This window comes from Microbulbifer sp. ABM4_008, assembly GCF_056311705.1.
In genome coordinates, this window is the sequence record NZ_CM149970.1 from 4,666,108 (window position 1) to 4,688,697 (window position 22,590).

Consider the following 22,590-nt stretch of genomic DNA (forward strand, 5'->3'; position numbering starts at 1 on the left):
GGACCGCTCGACACTGAGGTCTCAGCCGGAAGGAATGCTCAGGGTCTGCCCCACTCGAATCACGGAGTTCTTGATGCCATTCGCTCTCATCAGGGCGGCGACGGAAATATTATATCGCGCCGCGATACCCGAAAGGGTCTCCCCGCGGGCGATAACGTGGTTGCGAGACTTATCGCTCTGGTTGGCGGCGAGCCAGGTATCCGCCGGGGGGCGACTCTTAAAGTGCGCCACTATACCGTCACTGAGCTTTTGCGCCAGCTTGCGCTGGAAACTGGGATCGCGCAGGCGTTTCGCTTCCTGGGGATTAGTAATAAAACCCGTCTCCACCAAAATTGAAGGCACATCCGGCGAACGCAGCACCGAGAAATTGGCCTGCTCCACCTGTTTTTTATGCAGGTGAGTGACGGTGCCAATCTGTGACAGCACACTGGCGCCGATATCCAGGCTGGCATTCATGGTGGCAGTCATGGAGAGGTCGAGCAATACGCCGGCAAGGGTGTCATCCTTATCGCCCAGGCTCAAACTGCCGGCACCACCGATAAGATCGGATTCGTTTTCCCGCGCGGCCAAAAAGCGGGCGGTTTCACTGGTTGCGCCTCGGGAAGAGACCGCATAGACCCCAGCGCCACGGGCATCTTTACGGGTAAAGGCATCGGCGTGGATCGACACAAAAAGGTCCGCACGCATATTGCGCCCAATTTTTACCCGTTCCCGCAGAGGAATATAGTAATCCCCGGTGCGCACCAGTTTGGCGGTAAAGCCCTTCTCACCGTTTATCTTTTTGTGCAGCTGTTTGGCAATCGCCAGCACCACATCCTTTTCCCGCAAGCGACCGGGACCGGAAGCCCCGGGGTCTTCCCCGCCGTGCCCTGCATCAATAGCGACAATGATATTGCGTTCACTACTGACCTGCTCCAGCGTCTTCTCGCTGCCTTTAACCTCGTCGTAAAGATCGATCACCAATCGATCCGGCAGGTTTTCATGGCGCCGCAAAGCAAAGCTGCGCGGATTGGCCTGCTGCTTAAGGTCCAATACAACCCGTAGATCTTTTTTATTCTGACGGGCGTGGCGCACCCGGGCGATCGGCGTCTTCTCCAGGTCCAACTTGTCCAGCTCGGCCTTCAACTCGGTATCAGAGAGGTCGACAACCACCCGGTGGGGACTCTTGAGGGTGAATAACTTGTGCTCTGCCGGGCCGCTCAAATCTAAAACCAGACGCGTATGGTCGGGTGCTCGCCAGACGCGCACACCTTCCACTTGCGTCGCAGAAGCTGGCAGGAAAACTGCCAGCCACAGCGCGACAACGAACAGAGACCGCCACATAAAACTCATTACTTCCCAGCCCCTTTGCTTATTGGTATCAGTATTTCCCTGTGTTCAGGCGTTTTCAGGATGCTCGCAGCAGCTTTTGCAGCAGGTCTATTACGCGCTCCCCCTGGGGCGAGTGCGCAATTAACCTGAGCTGGCGACCACTTTCCGGCACTTCCAACTCAACTTCCAAGTCTGGAGCGGGCAATATGCCCTCGCCCCGCTCAGGCCACTCTACAAGGCTCAAGCTCTGCGCAGAGAAATAATCCCGCACCCCCATAAACTCCAACTCTTCCGGGTCACCCAGACGATAAAGATCGAAGTGGTAAACCCGGTGAGCCTCGAGTTCGTAGGGTTCCACCAAGGTGTAGGTGGGGCTCTTTACCGCACCCTCGTGCCCAAAGGCCCTCAGTACCCCCCGACAAAAAGTTGTCTTTCCCGCGCCCAGCTGGCCATTTAAATACAGCGTCAGCCCCTGTTGCAGGCCCGCCGCAAGACAGGCCTGCCCGAGCGAGCTGCCGCCGGATACGGTGGCTGCTTCATCGGCCAAATGTAATTTCAATTCACTCGCCATCAATCTACCAAACGTCTAATCCAGGGCAATAAATCCGTAGCGAGTAATCCCCGCATACCCTCTTCGGCAGCGCGATTACCCGCCTCTCCATGTAACCACACCGCCAGTCGGGCAGCCTCCACCAGCGGCAAGTGCTGGCCAATCAATGCTGCAACAATACCGGTGAGAAGGTCTCCCATACCACCGGAAGCCATACCCGGGTTACCGCTGTTGATAAGGTCAACACCATCATCATGTGCAATCAGGGTGCCGGCGCCTTTTAATATCACCACGCCACTGAATTTTTGCTGAACTGCAATAGCAGCTGCGCGCGGATCGGCGAGCACCTCGGCGGTATCACAACCCAGGAGGCGGGCCGCCTCCCCCACATGTGGGGTCAACACCCAGTCATCCCGCCGGACCCCGGCCAGAACCCGGCCCTCGGCGAGAATATTCAATGCATCGGCATCTACGACCAAGGGCGCCTCAGCTCGGCCGGCTCGCGCCAGCAGCTGCTCACTCCAGGGGGAGCGTCCCAAACCGGGGCCCACTGCAATTACGCTGGGGCCTTCGAGCAGCGGTTCCAGCTCCTGCCCGGAAATCACCGGATGGGCCATCACTTCTGGACTGCGAGTTAACGCTGCGGACAAATGCTCAGGGCGGGTCGCCAGGGAAATCAGCCCGGCTCCACAGCGCGCTGAGGATTGCGCAGCCATCAATGCAGCACCGCCAAATCCGGTATCACCGCCGACAACCAAAATATGGCCAAACTGGTTTTTAAAGCTATCGGCGGCACGCGCTGGCAGGCGACGGATGGCATCAGCCTCGTAACGCATAGCCAAAGGCTCAACTGCTCGGTAGGCAGCCTCAGGTGCCCCCAAGCCTTCGAAAATTACCTCTCCGCAGAGCGCCGGGCCGCGACCGCAGTAGAGCCCCATTTTGCGGCCGATAAAAGTCACCGTTATATCGGCACTGACCGCCTCGCCGGCACTGCCGGTATCGGCACTCAGACCGGAGGGGATATCCACAGCCAACACCGGGCCAGGGCTTTTGCGGATTCGCTCAACCGCATGCGCCACGCCGGAGCGCAGCTCACCGCTAAAGCCCGTTCCCAGCAATGCATCCACAATCAGTGTATTGGCATCCGCCGTATCCAGTTCTGCGAGAGAGTTCACCACCTGGACACCTTCCCTGCAGGCGTACTGATAGGCCTCCCGGGCATCGCCCCTCAGGTGCTGAGGATCGGTACACGCATAGACGGTGACCGGGATTTTCTTTTGCGCGGCGAGGGCGGCAATCACATAGCCATCCCCACCGTTGTTCCCACCACCGCAGAAAACCTGGAGGCGGCCGATCTCCGGCCAGTGCCTGCGTAGATGTGAAAAAGCCGCGCGACCGGCGCGCTTCATCAGTTGAATGGAGGGGATTTCCAGTGCAGCAATCGTCTGTCGATCCAGCTCACGTACCGACTCGGCACTGTATAGAGGTTGAGGCGTGTCCATGCAGCTCCCGCGATGTGGTCAAGAATTCATCTGTGGCAAAATAGGCAATTACATCGCCATCGTTTGCGCCAACCGCAAAGTATACCGCCCCGGCCAGGCATTGTGCTTGCAGGGAATATCGAGCCGCTTTATCTATGACCGAATCACTGCTCGCCGACTTAGCCCAACAGATCAAAATTTGGGGCAGAGAACTGGGCTTCCAACAAGTGGGTATTACCGATTGCCAGCTGGAGGAGGAAGGGGAACGCCTGCGCGCCTGGATTGATGCGGGCTATCACGCTGATATGGACTGGATGGGCGCTCACGGTGAGAAACGCTGGCGCCCCGAATTATTGGAGCCGGGAACACTGCGGGTAATCAGCGTGCGTCTGGACTACCTGCCGCCGGACACCCAGCCGATTAAAGTGTTGAAGGATTCGAGTAAGGCCTATGTATCCCGCTATGCGAATGGCCGCGATTACCATAAGTTGATCCGCAAACGCCTGGCCAATCTATCAAAGCAAATTGATACCTATTGCGCCGAGCGGGGCATTGAATCGAAAGGTCGGGCTTTTACCGACAGCGCCCCGGTAATGGAGAAGGCCCTGGCAGCCAAGGCCGGCCTGGGCTGGATTGGTAAAAATACGCTGGTACTGAATTCGACCGCCGGCTCTTACTTTTTCCTCGGCGAAATCTACACCAACCTGCCACTCCCCATAGATATCAGCGAGGAGCATGATCAGTGTGGCGACTGTGTCGCCTGCCTCAGGGTTTGCCCCACCGATGCCTTTATCGATGACCGCACCCTGGATGCGCGGCGCTGCATCTCCTACCTCACTATTGAAAACAAAGGCCCAATCCCTGAGGAATTTCGCGAGCCCATCGGCAACCGGATATACGGCTGCGACGACTGCCAAATAGTGTGCCCTTGGAATAAATTCGCCAAACCCACCAAGGAAAAAGATTTTCATCCACGACATGGACTGGACAATGGCGAGCTGCTGAAGTTGTTTACCTGGAGCGAAGAGGAGTTCCTGCGCAAGACTGAGGGTTCGGCGATTCGCCGAATCGGCCACGAGCGCTGGCTGCGCAACCTGGCTGTTGCCTTAGGCAATGGGGAGGCCACGCCCGAAGTCATCGATACCCTGGAGAGTGCCCGCGCCGACGCCACGCCCCTGGTTCTGGAGCATATCGATTGGGCGCTGGAGCGGTTGCGCAGCGGGCGCAGGCGCAAGCGTAAAATCAAACGCAAGCCCGCTGGCTAATCAGGGGTGGTCGTCAGAGGCGGAAAAAAGTCTCGCGGTAGTGGCGTAATTCCTCGATAGAATCGCGGATATCGTCGAGCGCCAAATGGCTGCTGTGTTTTTTAACCCCGTCCAAAACCTCTGGGCGCCAGCGGCGAGCCAATTCCTTCACCGAGCTGACATCCAGGTTTCGGTAGTGGAAATAGGATTCCAACTCCGGCATATATTTCACCAGGAAGCGGCGGTCCTGGCCGATAGAGTTGCCACACATGGGAGATGCTCCCTCAGGGACCCAGTGTCGCAAGAACTCCAGGGTCTCCCTTTCCGCGTCCCTTTCGGAAATACTGGACTCTTTAACCCGCGTTACCAGCCCGGAACCACCGTGCTGTTCGGTATTCCATTCATCCATTGCATCTAGCAAGGCATCGCTCTGGTGGATGACCATTGAGGGACCCTCGGCGAGAATCTCCAGGCGTGAATCCGTCACGATTGTGGCAATTTCAATAATGCGCTCTTTGTCCGGATTCAGGCCTGTCATCTCCAGGTCAATCCAGATCAGGTTGTTCTGATCCACAACGGGTCTCCTCAAACTTTCCGCGCAAGTTACCGCAACTACCCTGCAATAGCTATAATCCGCCGCTAGTCTCCAGGTGCTAGTGCATGAGTAAACGCAAATTAAATCGCCGCCAACAGTGGCGTATCAACAAAATCCAGCAGGAACGCGAAGCCCGCGCCCGCAAGCGCGAGCAATCTGCCGAAGAGGCCCTGGAAGAGGGGCAACTGGGGCAGGAACAGATCGGCCTGGTTATCGCCAACTATGGCACACAGGTTTTAGTGGAGAGCGAGAGTGATCCGAGCCTGCGCCAGCGCTGCCATTTGCGCGCCAATATCGAAACCCTGGTGACCGGCGATCGCGTTGCCTGGCACCCTGCCAGCGAAGACAGCGATGGGGGCATTGGTGTTATCGGCGCGCGCCTGCCGCGCAATTCCGAGCTGCAAAGACCCGATCGCTACGGCGACCTGAAAACTGTTGCAGCCAATATCGATCGCATATTGATCGTTATCGCCCCTTACCCCGAACCTTTTGCCAATGCCATAGACCGCTACCTGGTAGCCGCAGAGACCACCGGCATAGCACCCATGCTGCTGCTCAATAAAACCGACCTGATCGATGAGCGCAATCGCGATTCACTGGAGGAGCTACTCGCCCCCTACCCGGAGCTCGGCTACCCGGTTTTACGGTTATCCACCAAAACTGGCGAGGGCCTGCCGGAACTGCTGGAAACCCTTGCGCAGGGATGTAGCGTTTTTGTAGGGCAGTCCGGGGTGGGCAAGTCATCCCTGGTCAACGCACTGCTTCCCAGTGCGGGCGCCCGCACCGGTGCTCTGTCAGAGGCCACCCAAAAGGGGACTCACACCACCACTGCGGCGGAACTGTTTCACCTGCCCAGTGGGGGTGATCTGATAGACTCCCCCGGGATTCGGGAGTTTGGACTCTGGCATATGGAGGAGTCCGCCCTATTGGAAGGTTTTGTCGAATTCCGACCGTTTATAGGGCACTGCCGCTTTCGCGACTGCCGCCACCAGGGCGAACCCGGTTGCGCTATCCAGAAGGCACTGACCGATGGAAAAATTAGCGAGCGTCGCATGAATAGTTTTCTGCACTTGCGCAACAGCCTGGAATCGGAGAACAAGTTTTGAAACTGATCATCGAAGCGGATGAGCTCGCGACTCAGCTTGAGCGCGAAGAACTGCTGATTGTAGACCTCAGCTCACCCCACAATTACCTCAACGGCCATATCCCAGGGGCCGTTCACCTGCCGTTCCAGGCGCTGATGGCTGGCACCGCGCCCGCACCGGGCAAACTGCCCGGCATCGAACAGCTGACCCAGGTGTTTCAAGCTATCGGCTTAAAGCCGGAACAACATGTGGTCGCCTGTGACGACGAAGGCGGTGGTTGGGCTGGGCGCTTTTTGTGGACCTTGGAAATGATAGGCCACCGCAATTACAGCTACTTGAATGGTGGCATGTTGGCCTGGCGAGGCGCCGGCCTTCCTCTCACTACCGAGGCACCGGATATCGAGCCGAGTGATATTCAAATCACCGTCAACAGCACAGCTGCGATGGACGCCCAGCAAATCCAAGATCAACTGGGCAATGATGAATTCCTTGTTTGGGATGCTCGCTCACCCCAGGAATATCGCGGTGAGCGGGTCCTGGCCATGAAGGGCGGTCATATCCCGGGAGCAATCAATTGCGAGTGGACCCAATTGATGGACCCGCAAAAAGACTTGCGTATTCGTGCGGATGCCCGCGAATTCCTCGCTGCACTGGGAATTGATAGCTCACACAAAATTGTCACCCACTGCCAGAGCCATCACCGCTCCGCTTTTACCTGGTTAGTGGGCAAGTCCCTGGGATTGGATATTCGCGCTTATCCAGGCTCCTGGAGTGAGTGGGGCAATTTGCCCAATACGCCGGTACAGCAGTAGATACATTGAGAAAAGACGTAGATTTATGAACCCTAAACTTTTTGCCGCCCTGCAATACCTAACGCCGCAACACGCACTCTCCCGCGCTGCCGGCTGGTTGGCGAATACAGAACTCAAGTGGATCAAAGATCCTTTCACCCGCTGGTTTGTGGATAAGTACGGTGTAGATATGCAGGAGGCCAAAGAGAGCGACTGCACTGCCTACCGCACCTTCAATGAATTCTTTACCCGCGAACTGGTGGACGGAGCCCGCCCCATTGTCGAAGGGCAACACGCCCTCGCCAGCCCTGCCGACGGCGCCATCAGCCAGCTGGGCCAGATCCATAACGGCCGTATTTTCCAGGCTAAAGGTCACGACTACAGCCTGGTTGAACTGGTGGGCGGTGATCCCAAGGTAGCGGCGCAATTTAATGACGGACACTTCGCTACTGTGTATCTGTCACCGAAGGATTATCACCGTGTGCATATGCCCATGGCCGGCACCCTGCGCAGCATGACCTATGTGCCCGGACAACTCTTCTCTGTAAATACGGTAACTGCAGAAAACGTGCCGCGCCTGTTCGCGCGCAACGAGCGTCTGGTCTGCGTATTCGATACGGAAGCCGGCCCTATGGCAATGATCCTGGTGGGTGCAATGATCGTCGCCGGTATCGAAACCGTATGGGCCGGACAAGTCGCTCCTATCCAGCGCAAAGTCATCAATACAGATTATCTGGATAAGGCACCCATCTACCTGGAGAAAGGTGAGGAGATGGGACGCTTTAAGCTGGGCTCTACCGTCATAATGCTATTTGGCGCAGACCAGGTGAGCTGGCTCGACCAACTTGAAGCCGAGTTGCCCGTGCGCATGGGTGAGCATTTCGGTAATTTACTATCCAGCAAGGACTGATATTAGTAAGGGACAGCGGCAGTTTTAACTGCCGCCTCTGAAAAAGAGAACGTTTATTTTGTCAGGCGCGTCAGCAGCTGCCCCAGTCGGCCACCGCGGAATAAATAATTGTCGCGAATATTCGCCGCATCCACCTGGGGGTAAGCTCCAGGTTCTATATCCCTGAGGATACTGACCTTTTCCTCGACGCTCATCTTGCCACGCTCAATAAGCTTCTGTTCTCGATCCTCAACTTCAGCTAAGTCACACAGGCGAGGCTTGCTGAGCGTCTGTTTTTGCCCATCGAGAACGATCATTATCTTTGGTCGCAAGCGCCGGTCGTAGGTCTGTTCCACCACCACGCCGACTTCTCCGGTGGACAACTCTACCTGGGTACCTGTGGGATAGAGGCCAATAGCCTGAATGAACTCCACTACCAACTGTTCTTGGTAGGCAATACCCCGCAGGTCATATAACTTGGCAACTGCCCGGGATGGCGCCACCGGCTCACTGGAACCTCTAGGGTTAGTGGCTTCATCATAGAAAGTCACTATGCCGCACATGCGCGCCAACACTGAAATCCTGTCACCGCGCAAGCCCTCAGGGTAACCACTACCATCGTGGCGCTCGCAGTGGGCACTAATGACTTCGATAACCTTGGGATCTATTTGTGGGTCTGCCGACAGCATCTTGACGCTGTGCTGCACAAACTTTCGATACTCCAATTCACTGCGCGGGTCGCGCTGCTTCATCTGCAGCACTTCCCCGTCGATAGCCAGCTTGCCTACATCCTTCAGCAGGGTAGCCACCCCGAGCTTTAGTAAATCACTTCGTGAAAGACCGATATGGCGGCCGAATAGCACCGCCCAAATACTGGCACGTACCGAGTGACTATAAGTGTGCTCATCCTTATCTCGTACACGAGCCAGCCAGGCAAACGCATCGGGACTGCGCAGCACACTTTCTACTAAATCCTCAACGACTTGGTTGACCTGCTGTACCGGTATGGGCCTGTTGTTAGCGACAAGCCCCATCACTTCACTCATACCATAGAGGATCTGGCCGTGAAGCTTACGCGCATTACTGGCTTCTCGCTGCGCCGGCTGCGGAGGGGGGTATTTTTTATGGGAAACAGTGACAGGCTTACAAGGGATAGTGACCGCTGTGCGGCCAGAAGAACGACCTCTTGCGGAAGTGTCGCTGCCTCCGAGCAATCGGCGCAGGGTAACACCGGCACTACCGACAGTTTTGTGGATATCGACATAAACAAACCGGCAGTATTTCTGTAGTTGACGGATTTCTTCCAAATCGCGGATATAAAAACCCTGCAGCGCAAATGGGGTTCGCGTCCAAGGCCGGTCAAGCTTGGAGACAAACATGCCGCGCTGTAAATCACCGACAGAAATTTTTGCTTGTTCGATTGCCACTGGGGAAGGTGCCGACAACTGTAGTTAACGCTAAAACGCTGCCCAGAAAGACCCCGTGGCGTAAGATCCTCGGTCCTCTGGGCAAGCTCACCTTTATATCATGGAGAGATATTAAGGTTCACCCGCCCAAAGTGAGACTGTATTCACAGACTCAGAGATCAGTGGCCAGTTTAGGCGTGATATTGGGCTGACAGTTCTACCACAGCTTCAATCATGGCTCCGGCATGTTTGGGGTCTACCTTCGGGGTAATTCCGTGACCTAAATTGAAAACGTGGCCACTACCCTGACCAAAAGACTTCAAAACAGCCGCCACTTCTGTGCGAATTCGTTCGGGACTCGCATAGAGAACAGCCGGGTCCAAGTTGCCTTGCAGGGCCACCTTGTCTCCCACTCGGGCGCGGGCGCTGCCAATGTCTGTCGTCCAATCCAAGCCCAGGGCGTCAGCGCCAGTATCAGCCATTGCTTCCAACCACTGACCGCCTCCCTTAGTGAACAGGATGGCCGGCACTCGACGACCGTCGACTTCTTTAATTAGCCCCTGGAGAATTCTCTGCATATATTTCAGGGAGAATTCACGGTAAGCACTGTGGCTGAGTGCCCCGCCCCAGGTATCAAAGATCTGTACGGCCTGGGCTCCAGCGCGAATCTGGGCGTTCAGGTAATCGGTAACAGAGTCGGCCAGCACCGTGAGTAACTGGTGCATCAGCTCAGGGCGGTTGTAAAGCATTTCCTTACAGCGGGCAAAATCCTTGCTGGAGCCACCTTCAACCATATAAGTCGCCAGCGTCCAGGGGCTGCCGGAGAAGCCGATTAGCGGCACGCGACCATTCAACTCGCGGCGGATGGTGGACACGGCATTCATCACATAGTCCAAATCCTTTTCGCTGTTCACCACTTCCAGGGCTTCGATATCGGCCGCCGTGCGCAGGGGCTTGTGGAACTTCGGGCCCTCTCCTTCAGAGAAGTAGAGGCCCAGGCCCATGGCATCGGGAATAGTCAGGATATCGGAAAACAGAATGGCGGCGTCTAGCGGGTAGCGCTCCAGGGGTTGCAGCGTTACCTCACAGGCCAGTTCGGTATTGCGGCACAAATCCATAAAGCTGCCCGCTTCGGCGCGGCTGGCTCGATATTCCGGCAGGTAGCGCCCCGCCTGTCGCATCATCCACACAGGCGTTCGATCCACTGGCTGGCGCAGCAGGGCGCGAAGAAAGCGGTCGTTTTTCAATTCGGACGGTTTGGTATCAGACATAGGCACACCGAGCGGGCTAAAAAAACGGGCATTGTACAGGGGCTTGGCCGCTATACACAGGGTGGCAAAGATATTGCGAGGTGCCTATTGGGACTGGCACAAATGTGCACGGAATAATTGGGCAGTGAGGGACCCTGCCCCCACTGCAAATCAGAAACGACTAAATATCCAGGTAATCGAGAATACCTTCACCGGCTTGGCGCCCTTCCCAGATAGCTGTCACTACCAGGTCCGAGCCGCGCACCATATCGCCGCCGGCAAAAACCTTCTCATTGGAGGTCTGGAATTTGTATTTTTGTTTTTCTGGAGCGACGACACCACCCCAGTCGGCAACTTCAATATTGTGCTGCGGAAACCACTCTGCCGGGCTGGGACGGAAGCCAAAGGCCACCAGAACGATATCCGCCGGGATAATTTCTTCAGAACCGGGCACCACCTGAGGGCGACGGCGGCCGTTTTCATCGGGCTCACCGAGCTCCGTAGTGACCACTTTAACCCCGGCCACCTTGCCATCCCCAACGATCTCAACCGGCTGGCGATTGAACAGGAACTGTACGCCCTCTTCCTTTGCATTGGCCACTTCCCGACGCGAGCCAGGCATATTTTCCTCATCGCGGCGGTAGGCACAGGTTACGCTCTTAGCGCCCAATCGAATCGAGCTACGGTTACAGTCCATGGCGGTATCACCACCACCGAGAACCACCACGCGCTTGCCCTCAACCGAAACAAATTCGGAAGCATCGCGCTCCCAGCCCATATTGCGATTTACGTTGGCAATCAGGAATGGCAAAGCATCGTGAACACCGGGCAAATCTTCACCGGGGAAGCCACCTCTCATGTAGTTGTAAGTGCCCATCCCCATAAAGACAGCATCGTAGTCATTGAGCAGCTGCTCAAAACTGATGTCCTTACCCACCTCAGTATTGAGACAGAACTCAACGCCCATCTCAGTAAACACTTCCCGGCGCTGCTGCATTACCGACTTCTCCAGCTTGAACTCGGGAATACCAAAGGTAATCAGGCCGCCAATTTCCGGGTGCTTGTCGAACACCACCGGCTGCACGCCGTTGCGCACCAAAATATCAGCGCAGCCCAGACCCGCCGGGCCGGCACCAATCACCGCCACTCGCTTGCCCGTTTTCTCAACATGACTTAAGTCTGGACGCCAACCCAGGGCGAAGGCTGTATCAGTAATGTACTTTTCCGCATTGCCGATGGTGACCGCACCAAAGCCATCATTGAGGGTACATGCGCCCTCACAGAGACGGTCCTGAGGACAAACCCGGCCACAGACTTCCGGCAGGGTATTGGTTTCGTGGCAGAGTTCGGCTGCCTCAATAACATTGCCCTCGCTGATCAGCTTCAACCAGTTGGGAATGTAGTTGTGTACCGGGCACTTCCATTCGCAATAGGGGTTGCCACAATCCAGGCAGCGGTGCGCCTGGCTGGCCACCTGCCGCTCACTGAACGGCTCATAAATTTCAACAAACTCGCCGGTGCGGGTGATGATGTCCTTCTTCGGCGGATCGATGCGACTTACGTCGATAAACTGGAAGTCATTGTTCAGTCTGTCTTTCATACTGTTTCTCCACCCCGCCTTTATTCGCCGCGCTTGCGCACGTCGGAAAGAAGATCTGCAAGGCTCGCCGCCTTTGGTTTAACCAGCCAGAAACGGCTCAAGTAATCATCGAAGTTATCCAATAACTCGGCGCCCCAGGTGCTCTGGGTCTCCGCCGCATACTCTTCGATAACTTCGCGCAGGTGACTCTGGTGTGGCTCGAGAATTTCGCTGCTGATTCGGCGCAGCTCGATCAACTCATGGTTGCAGCGATCAAAGAAATCCCGCTCCATATCCAGGACATAGGCGAAGCCACCGGTCATACCGGCGCCGAAGTTAAATCCGGTGCGCCCGAGAACCGCGACCATACCCCCGGTCATATATTCACAGCAGTGATCTCCCGCCCCTTCGACTACCGCAAAGGCACCGGAGTTGCGCACAGCGAAGCGCTCACCGGCACAGCCCGCCGCAAATAACTTGCCACCCGTGGCGCCGTAGAGACAGGTATTGCCGACAATACTGGTTTCCTGGGAGGCGAACGAGCTACCTTGCGGCGGTCGTATAACCAGCTTGCCGCCAGCCATACCTTTACCCACATAGTCGTTGGCATCGCCATCCAGGTACATTTCCAGACCACCGGCATTCCACACGCCGAATGACTGGCCGGCGACCCCTTTGAGGCGCAGTTTCACCGGAGCTTCAACCATGCCCTGGTTACCGTAGCGCTTGGCGATCTCACCAGACAGACGCGCACCTAAGGATCGGTCACAGTTGGTCACGTCGTAGCTGAACTCGCCACCTTTAAAGCCTTCGATGGTAGGCAGGATATCCGCCACCATCCGCTCCGCCAGTTCGCCCTTATCCCACGGATCATTCGTCGCGGACTGACAGGTTTGCGGCTTGCTGTCCAACAGCTCATCCGTATGTAATAGAGGCGCGAGATCCAGCTTTTTCTGTTTGTCAGTTTCGCCATCCAGTACGCGCAGCAAGTCCACACGCCCCACCAACTCTTCCAGGCTGCGCACCCCGAGCTTGGCCATCCACTCGCGGGTCTCCTCGGCGACAAAACGGAAGAAGTTCATCGCCATTTCTGCGGTGCCGATATAGTGCTCGTCACGCAGGTCCTTCTTCTGGGTGGCGATACCGGTGGCACAGTTATTCAGATGACAGATGCGCAGATACTTACAGCCGATCGCCACCATGGGTGCAGTTCCAAAGCCGAAGCTCTCTGCACCGAGAATTGCCGCCTTGATCACATCGAGGCCGGTTTTCAGCCCCCCATCGGTTTGTACCCGAACCTTGCCGCGCAGATCATTGGCACGCAGGGTCTGGTGGGTTTCCGCCAATCCCAGCTCCCAGGGCGACCCGGCATAGCGAATCGAGGTAATTGGGCTGGCTGCTGTGCCGCCGTCGTAGCCGGAGATGGTGATCAAATCCGCATAGGCTTTGGCAACACCCGCAGCAATGGTGCCAACCCCGGGCCGCGATACCAGTTTTACCGAGACCAAGGCATCGGGATTGACCTGTTTGAGGTCGTAGATCAGCTGCGCCAAGTCTTCGATGGAATAGATATCGTGATGCGGCGGCGGGGAAATCAGGGTCACACCGGGCACCGAATAGCGCAGCCGCGCGATCAGTTCGTTGACCTTGCCACCGGGCAGCTGACCGCCTTCACCGGGCTTGGCGCCCTGGGCTACCTTAATTTGCAATACCTCGGCATTTACCAGGTAGTGCGGTGTTACGCCAAAACGACCGGAGGCAATTTGCTTAATCTTGGAGACTTTATCAGTGCCAAAACGGGCTGGATCTTCACCGCCCTCGCCACTGTTTGAACGCCCACCCAGGCGATTCATCGCTTGGGCCAAAGACTCATGGGCTTCGGGGGACAGGGCCCCCAGTGACATGGCCGCCGTATCAAAGCGACGCAAAATCTGCTCTGCCGGCTCCACATCTTCCAGAGCTACCGGTTCGATGTTCTCCTTGAAGTCCAGCATATCCCGCAATGTCGCCACGGGGCGCTGGTTAACCAGCTCCGCATAGTCCCGCCACGCGGCATAATCACCGGTGCTGGCAGCGCGCCGCAGGGTAGTCACCACATCCGGGTTAAAAGCGTGATACTCCTGGCCGTAAACAAACTTGTGCAGACCGCCGGGGGAAACCGGTTTGCGGGCTTTCCAGGCAATTTCAGAGCGGGCCGCCATATCGGCTTGCAGCTCAGGGAAGCCGGCACCTTCAATGCGAGTGGGCGCTCCGGGGAAACACAGGTCCACCACATCCTTGGAAATACCCACCAGCTCGAATAGCAGTGCGCCGCGATAAGAGGCAACGGTGGAAATGCCCATCTTGGACAGGATCTTTAACAGGCCCTTGATAATGCCGTTACGGTAATTTTTCTGCGCCTCAGCGGCATCCAGCAGCAATTCACCGGTATCGATCAGGTGATTGATAATGCTGTAGGAGAAATACGGGTGTACTGCAGTGGCACCGACGCCGACCAAACAGGCCAACTGATGTGCATCGCGGGCGCTGGCGGTATCCACCACAACATTGGAATCACAGCGCAAGCCCGCATGTACCAGGTGGTGGTGCACCGCGCCTGTCGCCAGCAAAGCATCGATGGGCAGGTGCCCCTCGCGAATATCGCGATCGGACAGCACTACAATCACAGCCCCCGCCCTCACTGAGGCCTCAACTTTGACGCAGAGCTGTTCAATCGCCGACTTGAGATCCTGTTCAGCGGGATCGTAGTTCAGGTCGAAGATCTCCGCTTCGAAGCCCGGGCGATCAAGTGATAACAGTGCCGTGTACTTCATATGGGAAAGTACTGGCGAAGACAGGATCACCCGATCCGCGTGCTCGGGGGTTTCCTCAAACACGGATTTCTCTCGACCCAGGCAGGTCTCCAGAGACATCACCACGGTTTCCCGCAGGGGGTCAATTGGCGGGTTGGTTACCTGGGCAAACTGCTGGCGGAAGTAGTCGTAGAGCGAGCGATTGTAGCGGGACAAAACCGCCATCGGCGTATCATCGCCCATTGAACCGACCGCTTCCTGGCCCGCCTCAGCCATAGGCCGGACGACTTTATCGCGCTCTTCCAGGGAGGAGCTGAACAGTTTTTGGTAAACCTTGAATTGCTGGTGGGAGAAGTTGTTATCCACCGGCGCGGTAACCAGAGTAGAGCGGATACGGCGCGCTTTATCCTTGAGCCAACGCTTATAGGGCTGTGCCCGCTTGAGCATATTATCGATGTCAGCGGTGTGGTAGAGCTTACCCTCCTGGGTGTCCACCGACAGCATCTGCCCCGGTCCGAGGCGGCCCTTAGCCACAACATCTTCAGGGGCGTAATCATACACGCCCACTTCGGAGGCCACAGTGATCAGGTCATCCTTGGTAATCACCCAGCGCGAGGGGCGCAAGCCGTTGCGGTCCAGGGTACATACCGCATAGCGGCCATCCGTCATCACCAATCCAGCCGGCCCATCCCAGGGCTCCATATGCATGGAGATATATTCGTAAAAGGCTCGCAGGTCTGCATCCATTCCTTCAACATTTTGCCAGGCCGGCGGCACTAGCATGCGCACGGCCCGGTGCAGCTCCATGCCGCCCGCCAACAGCATCTCCAGCATGTTGTCCAGGCTGGAGGAGTCGGAACCCTCACGGTTAACCAGGGGCACCAGCTCATTCAGCTCTGGAATCAGGTCAGTGGCAAATTTACTGGTGCGAGCAACAGACCAGTTACGGTTGCCGGTAATAGTGTTGATCTCACCATTGTGCGCCAGCAAGCGGAATGGCTGAGCCAGGGGCCAGCGGGGCATGGTGTTGGTAGAGAAGCGCTGGTGGAAAACACAGATCGCGGTTTCCAGGCGCGGGTCGGCCAGTTCTGGGAAAAACTTGGGCAGATCAGCCGGAATCATCAGGCCTTTGTAGGAGAGGACACTGGTTGAAAGGCTGGCAATATAGACTTCGCTACTTAAGCGCAACTCGGCTTTGCGACGGGCCACATAGAGACGGGCATTGAATTTCGCCTCGCCGAGGGGCTCGTCTGCATTGTTGATCAGCAACTGCTCAAAGTGTGGCAGGCAATCCCGGGCAATAGGGCCCAGGCATTCCGGGTTAGTCGGTACGGTGCGCCAGCCGACGGTCTTTAGGCCCTGAGCTTGCAACTCAGTTTCGAGAATTTTGCGGGCTTTATCGGCTTCGGCTTGATCCAGTGGGAGCATGATTGATCCCACTGCGTAGGATGCTGTCAGCTCAGCACCAAACAGGGTCTTGGCTTCTGCGCGGAGGAAAGCATCCGGCTTTTGCAGCAAAAGACCGCAACCATCACCGGTTTTACCATCGGCGGCAATACCACCCCGGTGGGTCATGCAAGTGAGGGATTCAATGGCCGTCTGCACTAACTTGTGACTTGCCACACCGTGCAAATGAGCGATCAGACCAAAACCGCAGTTGTCCTTAAACTCATCCAACTGATACAGACTGCTACCCATAGAATTCCTCGTCGCTATCGATTGGGGGACCACTGGCGCTTAAAAAAAATAAGTGCCTGTTATGGGCGAATGTCACTTTAAGCTTCGCGCTACGCTCTCCTGCGGTCCCTTGGAAAAAAATCCCGAGATAAAAAAAGCCCTCTGCTGGGGCTTTTTTTGTTGTTATTGGCGGTTTTTTGCCCCGCCTTTCCTTTCGGGGGGGCGCAATATTACTTGCCCAACACTACATTTTCAACTTTTAGCAGTGTATTAGTCTGTCAAATCAAACAAAACCAAACTTATCTTCTAGCAGCTACCCTTTCTGGTACTCAGTCCTATTTTTAAGACAATAAGAGCAGGGTTATCACTCAGCACCACAGTTTTTCAGTGCATTTATAATCATTTTTCTGGGGGTATCATCGACAATAATTGCTTCTCCCAGTGCCTTTAGCAGCACCAAACGCAATTTTCCGTCCAGCACCTTCTTATCCACCTGCATTACTTGGAGGAATTCATCGGTTGTCATGCCCTGCGGTGCCTGCTGCGGCAAATCAGCCGCCTCTAGCATCGCTCGCAACCGCTCCACCAGCTCTGCATTGATATCTCCGCGCAACCTGGATAACTCCAGCGCCATAACCATGCCGGCGGCAACGGCCTCACCATGTAACCAACTGCCATACCCCTGGACTGCCTCAATAGCGTGGCCGAAGGTATGGCCAAGATTCAGTATCGCCCTACGACCACTCTCGCGCTCATCACTGGCAACAACATCCGCCTTGTCGGCGCAACAGCGCTCAATAGCGTAAGCCAGTGCTGCGGGCTCCCTCGTTAATAACTTTTGTAAATTCTCCTCGATCCATTCGAAGAATGGGCTGTCACAGATCAATCCGTATTTAATGACCTCGGCGAGGCCTGCTGAAAATTCACGTGCAGGCAATGTGGCAAGGGTACCGGTATCCGCAAGGACAAGGCGGGGCTGGTGGAAGGCGCCAATCATATTTTTACCAAGGGGATGGTTAACGCCGGTCTTTCCCCCAACAGAGGAGTCAACCAAAGACAGCAGGGTAGTCGGTACCTGGATAAAGTTAACCCCGCGCTGATAACAGGCTGCAGCAAAACCGCACATATCTCCAACGACACCACCGCCCAACGCGATTAGTGTCGTAGTGCGGTTGTGACGCTTTTCCAACAGCACATCAAAAATTCGATTCACTGTGTCGAGTGATTTGAAAGCTTCACCATCGGGGAGCTCGACAACATCCACTTTATCGAGCCCTTTTAGCCCTTCCAATAATGTCGCCAAATAAAGAGGAGCAATAGTTTCATTGGTAACAATGCAAACTTGCCGGCCTTTAATGTAAGGGAGGATATATTGCGGGTCACCGAGCAAACCTGAACCAATAATTATCGGATAACTACGCTCGCCGAGTTCTACGTTAAGGCTTTGCATACTGCTCTCAATCCCCTAGTGCTTATCTCAACAGAAGTGAGACGCACTTTAGCACAGACGCTTGGGACTAATCGGACAGCAGGCTGCCTAAGTGTTCTGCGACCAGGAGGGATGCTTGTTTGGGGGAGAGGTCATTGGTGTCGCAAATAATATCTGCAACCTCACGATACAGAGGCTCGCGTTCCTGCAAAATTTCCGCAATACGCTGACGGGGGTTGGGTACACGAAGCAACGGGCGATTGGTATTCTTTGAAGTGCGCTCCAGAAGCTGATCGATATTGGCCTGCAAATAAACTACATGGCCATATTTTTGTAGCTGGCGTCGATTCTCCTCGAGCAAAACTATTCCGCCACCGGTACCAATAACCTGGCACTCACCCTGGCAGAGCTCTTCCAATATTTCAGTCTCACGACGGCGAAATCCCGCTTCGCCTTCCACATCAAAAATCCAGGGAATATCCGCACCAGTGCGCTCTTCGAGCACTTTGTCGGTATCGGCAAAAGGCAGCTGCAATTGAGCTGCCAACAACCTGCCGATAGTAGACTTGCCGGCCCCCATGGGGCCGACCAGGAAAATAGAGCGGGTGATCACTTAGAGTAAAAAGCCTCATCTTCAAGAATACGCGGTGTGATAAACATCAGGATCTCACGTTTATCGTCCGTGCGTATAGTCTTTTTGAATAGGTTGCCAATATATGGAATGTCCCCTAGAAGGGGAATTTTTGTTTCCCCCTCAAGTACACTGCTTTCAAAAACACCGCCTAGAACGATTGTCTCACCATTACGAACCAGAACCTTAGTTTCCAGTGTATTTACGTTAATAGAAGGGACTTGGCCGCCCCCCACAGTGACATACTCACCAACACTATTCTGCTCAATATTCAGAGACATAATAATATTGTTATCTGGAGTGATCTGAGGGGTTACATTCAACTCCAAAACTGCTTCTCGGAATGTAATAGAGGTAGCCCCCGAAGAGGTCGCCTCTTGGTAGGGGATTTCAATACCCGATTGGATCATAGCTTCCTGTTTATCGCCGGTAACAACTTTTGGTTGTGAAACAATTTCAGCTATCCCCACATCCTCAAGTGCTGACAACTCAAGGCTCAGGTAAAAATCATCTTTTAAAATAGCGTAAGCGAGGCTACCCGCAGGGTTACTGACCCCAAGGTCAACCAGAAGTGGATCAAAATCCCCGGTTAGATTACCAAGAGCAGTGCCATCATCTAGAGAAACATCACCTGAGCCAACACCATAGGTACTGTCATTGATCTCTGTACCGTCAACAAAATCCCATTGCACACCAAGCTCACGCTGGAAATCGCTGTTAGCCGTAACAATTCGCGCCTCGATCATCACTTGGCGAATTGGAATATCAATAACTTCTATTAATTCCCTAAACTGAGCAATCTTGTCTTCTGTATCAGTAAGAATAATGGTGTTAGTTCTCTCATCAACAATAGCGCTGCCGCGAGGAGAAAGGATGCTCATCTGCTGATTAGCCGTGCCGCCACTACCTCCAGCAATTCCATCCGCTCCCCCTTGCCCAGAAAAAAGGTTAAAAAGCTCGCCAGCATCTGCGTAACGAACACTAATAAACTCTGTACGCAAAGGAGCCAATTCTTCCAACTGCTTACGAGTTTCAAGTTCCTGCCGCTCTCTTTCTGCAATCTCGGCTGCTGGCGCAACCATAATTACACTGCCTTCTTGGCGCTTATCCAGCCCTTTCGCCTTTAAAATAAGGGCCAAAGCCTGGTCCCACGGAACTCCATCAAGGCGCAATGTTATTCGACCTTGTACGGTATCACTTGCCACCAAATTAAGATCAGTAAAGTCAGCAATCACCTGTAAAACAGATCGGACTTCAATATCCTGGAAATTCAGCGATAATTTCTTCCCATTGAATTGAAATTCTTTCTCTTTCTCACGAATCTCTTGTGCTGATAAGGGCTTAACACTTAGTACATACTCGGTATCTGCTTGATAAGCCAAGTAATCATATTCAACATCACTTGGATCTACAGCAATAACAGTATTACGTCCATCATAATCCACAGTGATATTATTTACCGGTGTTGCGAAATCAGTGACATCCAGCCTTTGGCGCAACGCTTCAGGTAATTCAGCCCCAAGAAAAGTTAAATATATTTTACCATTGGTACGCTCAACATCGATGTTCACTGCTGGGTCAGTTAGGCTAACAATGACCTTACCCTCGCCTTCATCTCCTCGGCGAAAATCCACATTATTTACTGCAATGTTTCCAGAAGTCTGAAATTGCTTTTCACCACCAAGATTTAAACCCCCATCGTGCTCGACAGTATTTAGAGCTGGAGAGGCGCTATCAGAAGACTCAGAGCCTATTTCCATCACCAATTGGTTGCCTTGCCGCTCACTGGAGTAAACAGGAAGCTGATCAAGATTTACAATAAGGCGTGTACGGTCTTCACTAGAAACGATCACAGCACTTCTGGCTGTGCCAATACCTAAGGAATATTTTTTCTGTGGCAGCACGCTTTCTACACCAGCAAAGTCCAAAACAATTCTGGCCGGTTGCTCTATCGTGTATCCAGTAGGCTCTGGAGGTACATCACTGAAAGTTAAACGCAGCTGTACTCGACTGCCGGGCAACTCGGCAAACTGTATATCATTTAGCTGGTTTACCTGGGCACTGGAATTTACAGGAAGCAGTAATAGACCAAGTAGCAACAGTTGGAACCGAGCCATAAAAAAGGCGAACCATTTATTGTTCATTATCCGTTGTCCCTCTCTTCCAACGCCAGTGCCCGAGGCCTTTCAATCCAGCCACCGGTACCATCCGGTATAATTTCAAGAATATCTAGCTGGGTGCTTGTTGCATTCACGACACGGCCATGATTTTTACCCAGGTAATTGCCCACAGTAATTCGGTGAATCCCACCTGCACCATCATTAATCAGTGCCCAAATCTGACCATCGCGAGCCAAGCTTCCTACCATCGATAAGAGATCTATATTAATCCCTTCCAGTATTTCACGCTGTCTAGTCATGTCTGGAGCAATATCTAATTTTCGCCCAACTATTCGCTGCTCTGACTCCAATACTGGGCGAGTGAAGGGACTGCGTCTCGCAGCGGCAGTGTATACATAAGGACTATAAGGTGTAAAAGTTGGGATAGGCTCTATTTGTCCTTTCGGCTTACGCTCAATTTCAGCCATCCTTTTACGTAAATCACTATGATCGTCGTTCAAATCGCAACCGGACAGGAAACCCAGAGCAAACAAAAAAGGCAGGTATTTAATCATCCCTCTTCACTCTGATCCTTATATCGGTAGGTTTTTGCATTAATGGTCATATTAAGCACCCCCCCATCGTCACGCTCAGTAGAGATTTCAAAGTCATGGAGCGTTACAATCCTAGGCATACCCGCAATTCCACTGACGAATGATCCAAACTCATGATAGCCACCTTGAACTTCTATTCGGATAGGTAGCTCTACATAAAATTCACCTATACGCTCTTGCTCCAAATCAACCTTATTAATGATGAGGCCACTTCCCCGGCCGTATTCGTCGATATCATCAAGTAAGCCCGGTACTTCAGTGTCTTTTGGCAGTTGCTTCAACAAGGTGCCAAAAGTTTCTTCCATCTCAGCTAACTGATCCCGATAAGCCTGAAGGTTCGCAGCCTCAAACTGCTTTGCTTCGAATTGGATAAAAAGTTCGTTTTCTTGTTTTTGTGCTAAATCAAGCCTGGAGTAAATATCTTTAATCTGAAAATAATAGCCAGCGCCAATAATTAGTGCCGCAATAAGTATGAGCACAGCTATTCGCCCAGATAAGGGCCAAACACCTATCCGGGATAAATCGATATCATTGATATCGAGCTCGTTGAGCTGTCTTACAGTATCTGCCAGTGACATGACTGAAATCCTTTACTATTTCGCGCTTTCTTCATCATCTTCTTGGTTGCGCCCACTGACCTTCACAGTAAGCTGAAACTCACTGGCTTGTTCTCCGTACTGGGGGGTTGCTGTTACACCTGTTAATTGGGGGGCCTCATACCAATCTGACTGATCCAGATTTCGCATAAAAGAAGAAACGCGGTTATTAGACTCGGCCACTCCAAACAGGTCTAGCTGATCGCCTTCCCTTTTCACTTCATTCAGCCATAATCCTTCAGGAGTTGCCTGTACTATTTCATCAAAATAACGCACCGCCAGAGGACGGTTACCTTGTAACTCTTGAATAACACGCATGCGGTCAATGAGCTCTTGGCGACGCTTTTTTAGGTCTTTTATTTCCCGCACCTGAACGTCAAGCTCATTGATTTTAACTTGAAGGATCTGGTTTTTTTCGCTTTGACTAATAACCTGTTGATCAACCGTTTTCATCCACAAAAACGCCGCTAGCGCTGCAGCAACAAAGACTACCAGAGCCAATTGCTGGAATTCTTTTTGTTTTTGTGCACGATACTCCTGGCGCCAGGGAAGGAGGTTTATTTTTGCCATC

Annotated in this window: 18 protein-coding genes; 4 read left to right on the forward strand and 14 right to left on the reverse strand. The window is 54.0% G+C overall.

The genetic code is table 11. The features are described from left to right. Positions 1 to 21 precede the first annotated feature (21 nt). The 3 genes from ACYX4J_RS20240 to ACYX4J_RS20250 are packed head-to-tail and all read right to left on the reverse strand — an operon-like array spanning position 22 to position 3,363. Positions 22 to 1,332 (reverse strand): N-acetylmuramoyl-L-alanine amidase, encoded by a 1,311-nt coding sequence (locus ACYX4J_RS20240; RefSeq protein ID WP_444906617.1) that lies wholly within the window; start codon positions 1,330 to 1,332, stop codon positions 22 to 24. A 55-nt stretch (positions 1,333 to 1,387) separates the two neighbouring features. Further along, positions 1,388 to 1,882: a tRNA (adenosine(37)-N6)-threonylcarbamoyltransferase complex ATPase subunit type 1 TsaE gene (gene tsaE, locus ACYX4J_RS20245; protein ID WP_108731443.1), complete on the reverse strand. Its 495-nt coding sequence runs from the start codon at positions 1,880 to 1,882 to the stop codon at positions 1,388 to 1,390. Next, positions 1,882 to 3,363: an NAD(P)H-hydrate dehydratase gene (locus ACYX4J_RS20250; RefSeq protein ID WP_476177419.1), complete on the reverse strand. Its 1,482-nt coding sequence runs from the start codon at positions 3,361 to 3,363 to the stop codon at positions 1,882 to 1,884. The genes tsaE and ACYX4J_RS20250 overlap by 1 nt, the downstream gene beginning before the upstream one ends. 134 nt (positions 3,364 to 3,497) lie before the next feature. Between ACYX4J_RS20250 and queG the strand changes: the two genes are divergently transcribed. Further along, positions 3,498 to 4,607, forward strand: a complete 1,110-nt coding sequence (gene queG / locus ACYX4J_RS20255) for a tRNA epoxyqueuosine(34) reductase QueG (RefSeq protein ID WP_475708939.1) — start codon at positions 3,498 to 3,500, stop codon at positions 4,605 to 4,607. 13 nt (positions 4,608 to 4,620) lie between these two features. Here queG and orn read toward each other — a convergent pair whose 3' ends face one another. Beyond that, positions 4,621 to 5,160 carry an oligoribonuclease gene (gene orn, locus ACYX4J_RS20260; RefSeq protein WP_476177420.1) on the reverse strand — a complete coding sequence of 180 codons (540 nt, stop codon included), beginning with the start codon at positions 5,158 to 5,160 and terminating at the stop codon, positions 4,621 to 4,623. Between the two features lie 86 nt (positions 5,161 to 5,246). Between orn and rsgA the strand changes: the two genes are divergently transcribed. From rsgA to asd, 3 genes are read left to right on the forward strand one after another with little or no spacing between them, the layout of a single operon-like run. Then, positions 5,247 to 6,287 (forward strand): small ribosomal subunit biogenesis GTPase RsgA, encoded by a 1,041-nt coding sequence (gene rsgA, locus ACYX4J_RS20265; protein ID WP_476177421.1) that lies wholly within the window; start codon positions 5,247 to 5,249, stop codon positions 6,285 to 6,287. Then, entirely contained in the window at positions 6,284 to 7,078 is a 795-nt protein-coding gene (locus tag ACYX4J_RS20270) for a sulfurtransferase (RefSeq protein WP_282930290.1), read from the forward strand. The genes rsgA and ACYX4J_RS20270 overlap by 4 nt, the downstream gene beginning before the upstream one ends. A gap of 25 nt (positions 7,079 to 7,103) precedes the next feature. Further along, positions 7,104 to 7,967 (forward strand): archaetidylserine decarboxylase, encoded by an 864-nt coding sequence (gene asd / locus ACYX4J_RS20275; RefSeq protein WP_476177422.1) that lies wholly within the window; start codon positions 7,104 to 7,106, stop codon positions 7,965 to 7,967. Positions 7,968 to 8,020: 53 nt separating this feature from the next. Here asd and ACYX4J_RS20280 read toward each other — a convergent pair whose 3' ends face one another. The 10 genes from ACYX4J_RS20280 to ACYX4J_RS20325 form a co-directional block, all read right to left on the reverse strand. Continuing rightward, positions 8,021 to 9,373, reverse strand: a complete 1,353-nt coding sequence (locus tag ACYX4J_RS20280; RefSeq protein WP_444918810.1) for an HD-GYP domain-containing protein — start codon at positions 9,371 to 9,373, stop codon at positions 8,021 to 8,023. A 170-nt stretch (positions 9,374 to 9,543) separates the two neighbouring features. After that, entirely contained in the window at positions 9,544 to 10,623 is a 1,080-nt protein-coding gene (gene hemE / locus ACYX4J_RS20285; protein WP_108731435.1) for a uroporphyrinogen decarboxylase, read from the reverse strand. 160 nt (positions 10,624 to 10,783) lie between these two features. Further along, the gene (locus tag ACYX4J_RS20290; protein ID WP_282930294.1) at positions 10,784 to 12,202 is read right to left on the reverse strand and encodes an FAD-dependent oxidoreductase; all 1,419 of its coding nucleotides are present in this window, start codon (positions 12,200 to 12,202) and stop codon (positions 10,784 to 10,786) included. A 20-nt stretch (positions 12,203 to 12,222) separates the two neighbouring features. Then, complete coding sequence (gltB, locus tag ACYX4J_RS20295; protein ID WP_476177423.1) at positions 12,223 to 16,671, reverse strand: glutamate synthase large subunit; 4,449 nt, start codon at positions 16,669 to 16,671, stop codon at positions 12,223 to 12,225. 343 nt (positions 16,672 to 17,014) lie between these two features. Continuing rightward, complete coding sequence (gene aroB / locus ACYX4J_RS20300; RefSeq protein ID WP_476177424.1) at positions 17,015 to 18,100, reverse strand: 3-dehydroquinate synthase; 1,086 nt, start codon at positions 18,098 to 18,100, stop codon at positions 17,015 to 17,017. Positions 18,101 to 18,167: 67 nt separating this feature from the next. After that, positions 18,168 to 18,689 carry a shikimate kinase AroK gene (aroK, locus tag ACYX4J_RS20305; protein WP_413665828.1) on the reverse strand — a complete coding sequence of 174 codons (522 nt, stop codon included), beginning with the start codon at positions 18,687 to 18,689 and terminating at the stop codon, positions 18,168 to 18,170. Beyond that, positions 18,689 to 20,827, reverse strand: a complete 2,139-nt coding sequence (locus ACYX4J_RS20310; RefSeq protein WP_476178673.1) for a type IV pilus secretin PilQ — start codon at positions 20,825 to 20,827, stop codon at positions 18,689 to 18,691. Before ACYX4J_RS20310 ends, aroK begins: the two co-directional genes overlap by 1 nt. 26 nt (positions 20,828 to 20,853) lie before the next feature. Then, positions 20,854 to 21,384, reverse strand: a complete 531-nt coding sequence (locus ACYX4J_RS20315) for a pilus assembly protein PilP (RefSeq protein ID WP_476177425.1) — start codon at positions 21,382 to 21,384, stop codon at positions 20,854 to 20,856. After that, positions 21,381 to 22,001, reverse strand: a complete 621-nt coding sequence (locus ACYX4J_RS20320; protein WP_476177426.1) for a type IV pilus inner membrane component PilO — start codon at positions 21,999 to 22,001, stop codon at positions 21,381 to 21,383. The genes ACYX4J_RS20315 and ACYX4J_RS20320 overlap by 4 nt, the downstream gene beginning before the upstream one ends. A 15-nt stretch (positions 22,002 to 22,016) precedes the next feature. Continuing rightward, positions 22,017 to 22,589, reverse strand: coding sequence for a PilN domain-containing protein (locus ACYX4J_RS20325; RefSeq protein ID WP_476177427.1), 573 nt, complete (start codon positions 22,587 to 22,589; stop codon positions 22,017 to 22,019). Between the last annotated feature and the right edge of the window lies 1 nt (position 22,590).

Coding starts and splice junctions, on each gene's coding strand:
- tsaE (WP_108731443.1), bottom strand. CDS start 1,882: ATGGCGAGTGAATTGAAATTACATTTGGCCGATGAAGCAGCCACCGTA.
- hemE (WP_108731435.1), bottom strand. CDS start 10,623: ATGTCTGATACCAAACCGTCCGAATTGAAAAACGACCGCTTTCTTCGC.
- ACYX4J_RS20240 (WP_444906617.1), bottom strand. CDS start 1,332: ATGAGTTTTATGTGGCGGTCTCTGTTCGTTGTCGCGCTGTGGCTGGCA.
- ACYX4J_RS20320 (WP_476177426.1), bottom strand. CDS start 22,001: ATGTCACTGGCAGATACTGTAAGACAGCTCAACGAGCTCGATATCAAT.
- ACYX4J_RS20325 (WP_476177427.1), bottom strand. CDS start 22,589: ATGGCAAAAATAAACCTCCTTCCCTGGCGCCAGGAGTATCGTGCACAA.
- ACYX4J_RS20290 (WP_282930294.1), bottom strand. CDS start 12,202: ATGAAAGACAGACTGAACAATGACTTCCAGTTTATCGACGTAAGTCGC.
- ACYX4J_RS20310 (WP_476178673.1), bottom strand. CDS start 20,827: ATGGCTCGGTTCCAACTGTTGCTACTTGGTCTATTACTGCTTCCTGTA.
- rsgA (WP_476177421.1), top strand. CDS start 5,247: ATGAGTAAACGCAAATTAAATCGCCGCCAACAGTGGCGTATCAACAAA.
- asd (WP_476177422.1), top strand. CDS start 7,104: ATGAACCCTAAACTTTTTGCCGCCCTGCAATACCTAACGCCGCAACAC.
- gltB (WP_476177423.1), bottom strand. CDS start 16,671: ATGGGTAGCAGTCTGTATCAGTTGGATGAGTTTAAGGACAACTGCGGT.
- ACYX4J_RS20315 (WP_476177425.1), bottom strand. CDS start 21,384: ATGATTAAATACCTGCCTTTTTTGTTTGCTCTGGGTTTCCTGTCCGGT.
- aroB (WP_476177424.1), bottom strand. CDS start 18,100: ATGCAAAGCCTTAACGTAGAACTCGGCGAGCGTAGTTATCCGATAATT.
- queG (WP_475708939.1), top strand. CDS start 3,498: ATGACCGAATCACTGCTCGCCGACTTAGCCCAACAGATCAAAATTTGG.
- ACYX4J_RS20250 (WP_476177419.1), bottom strand. CDS start 3,363: ATGGACACGCCTCAACCTCTATACAGTGCCGAGTCGGTACGTGAGCTG.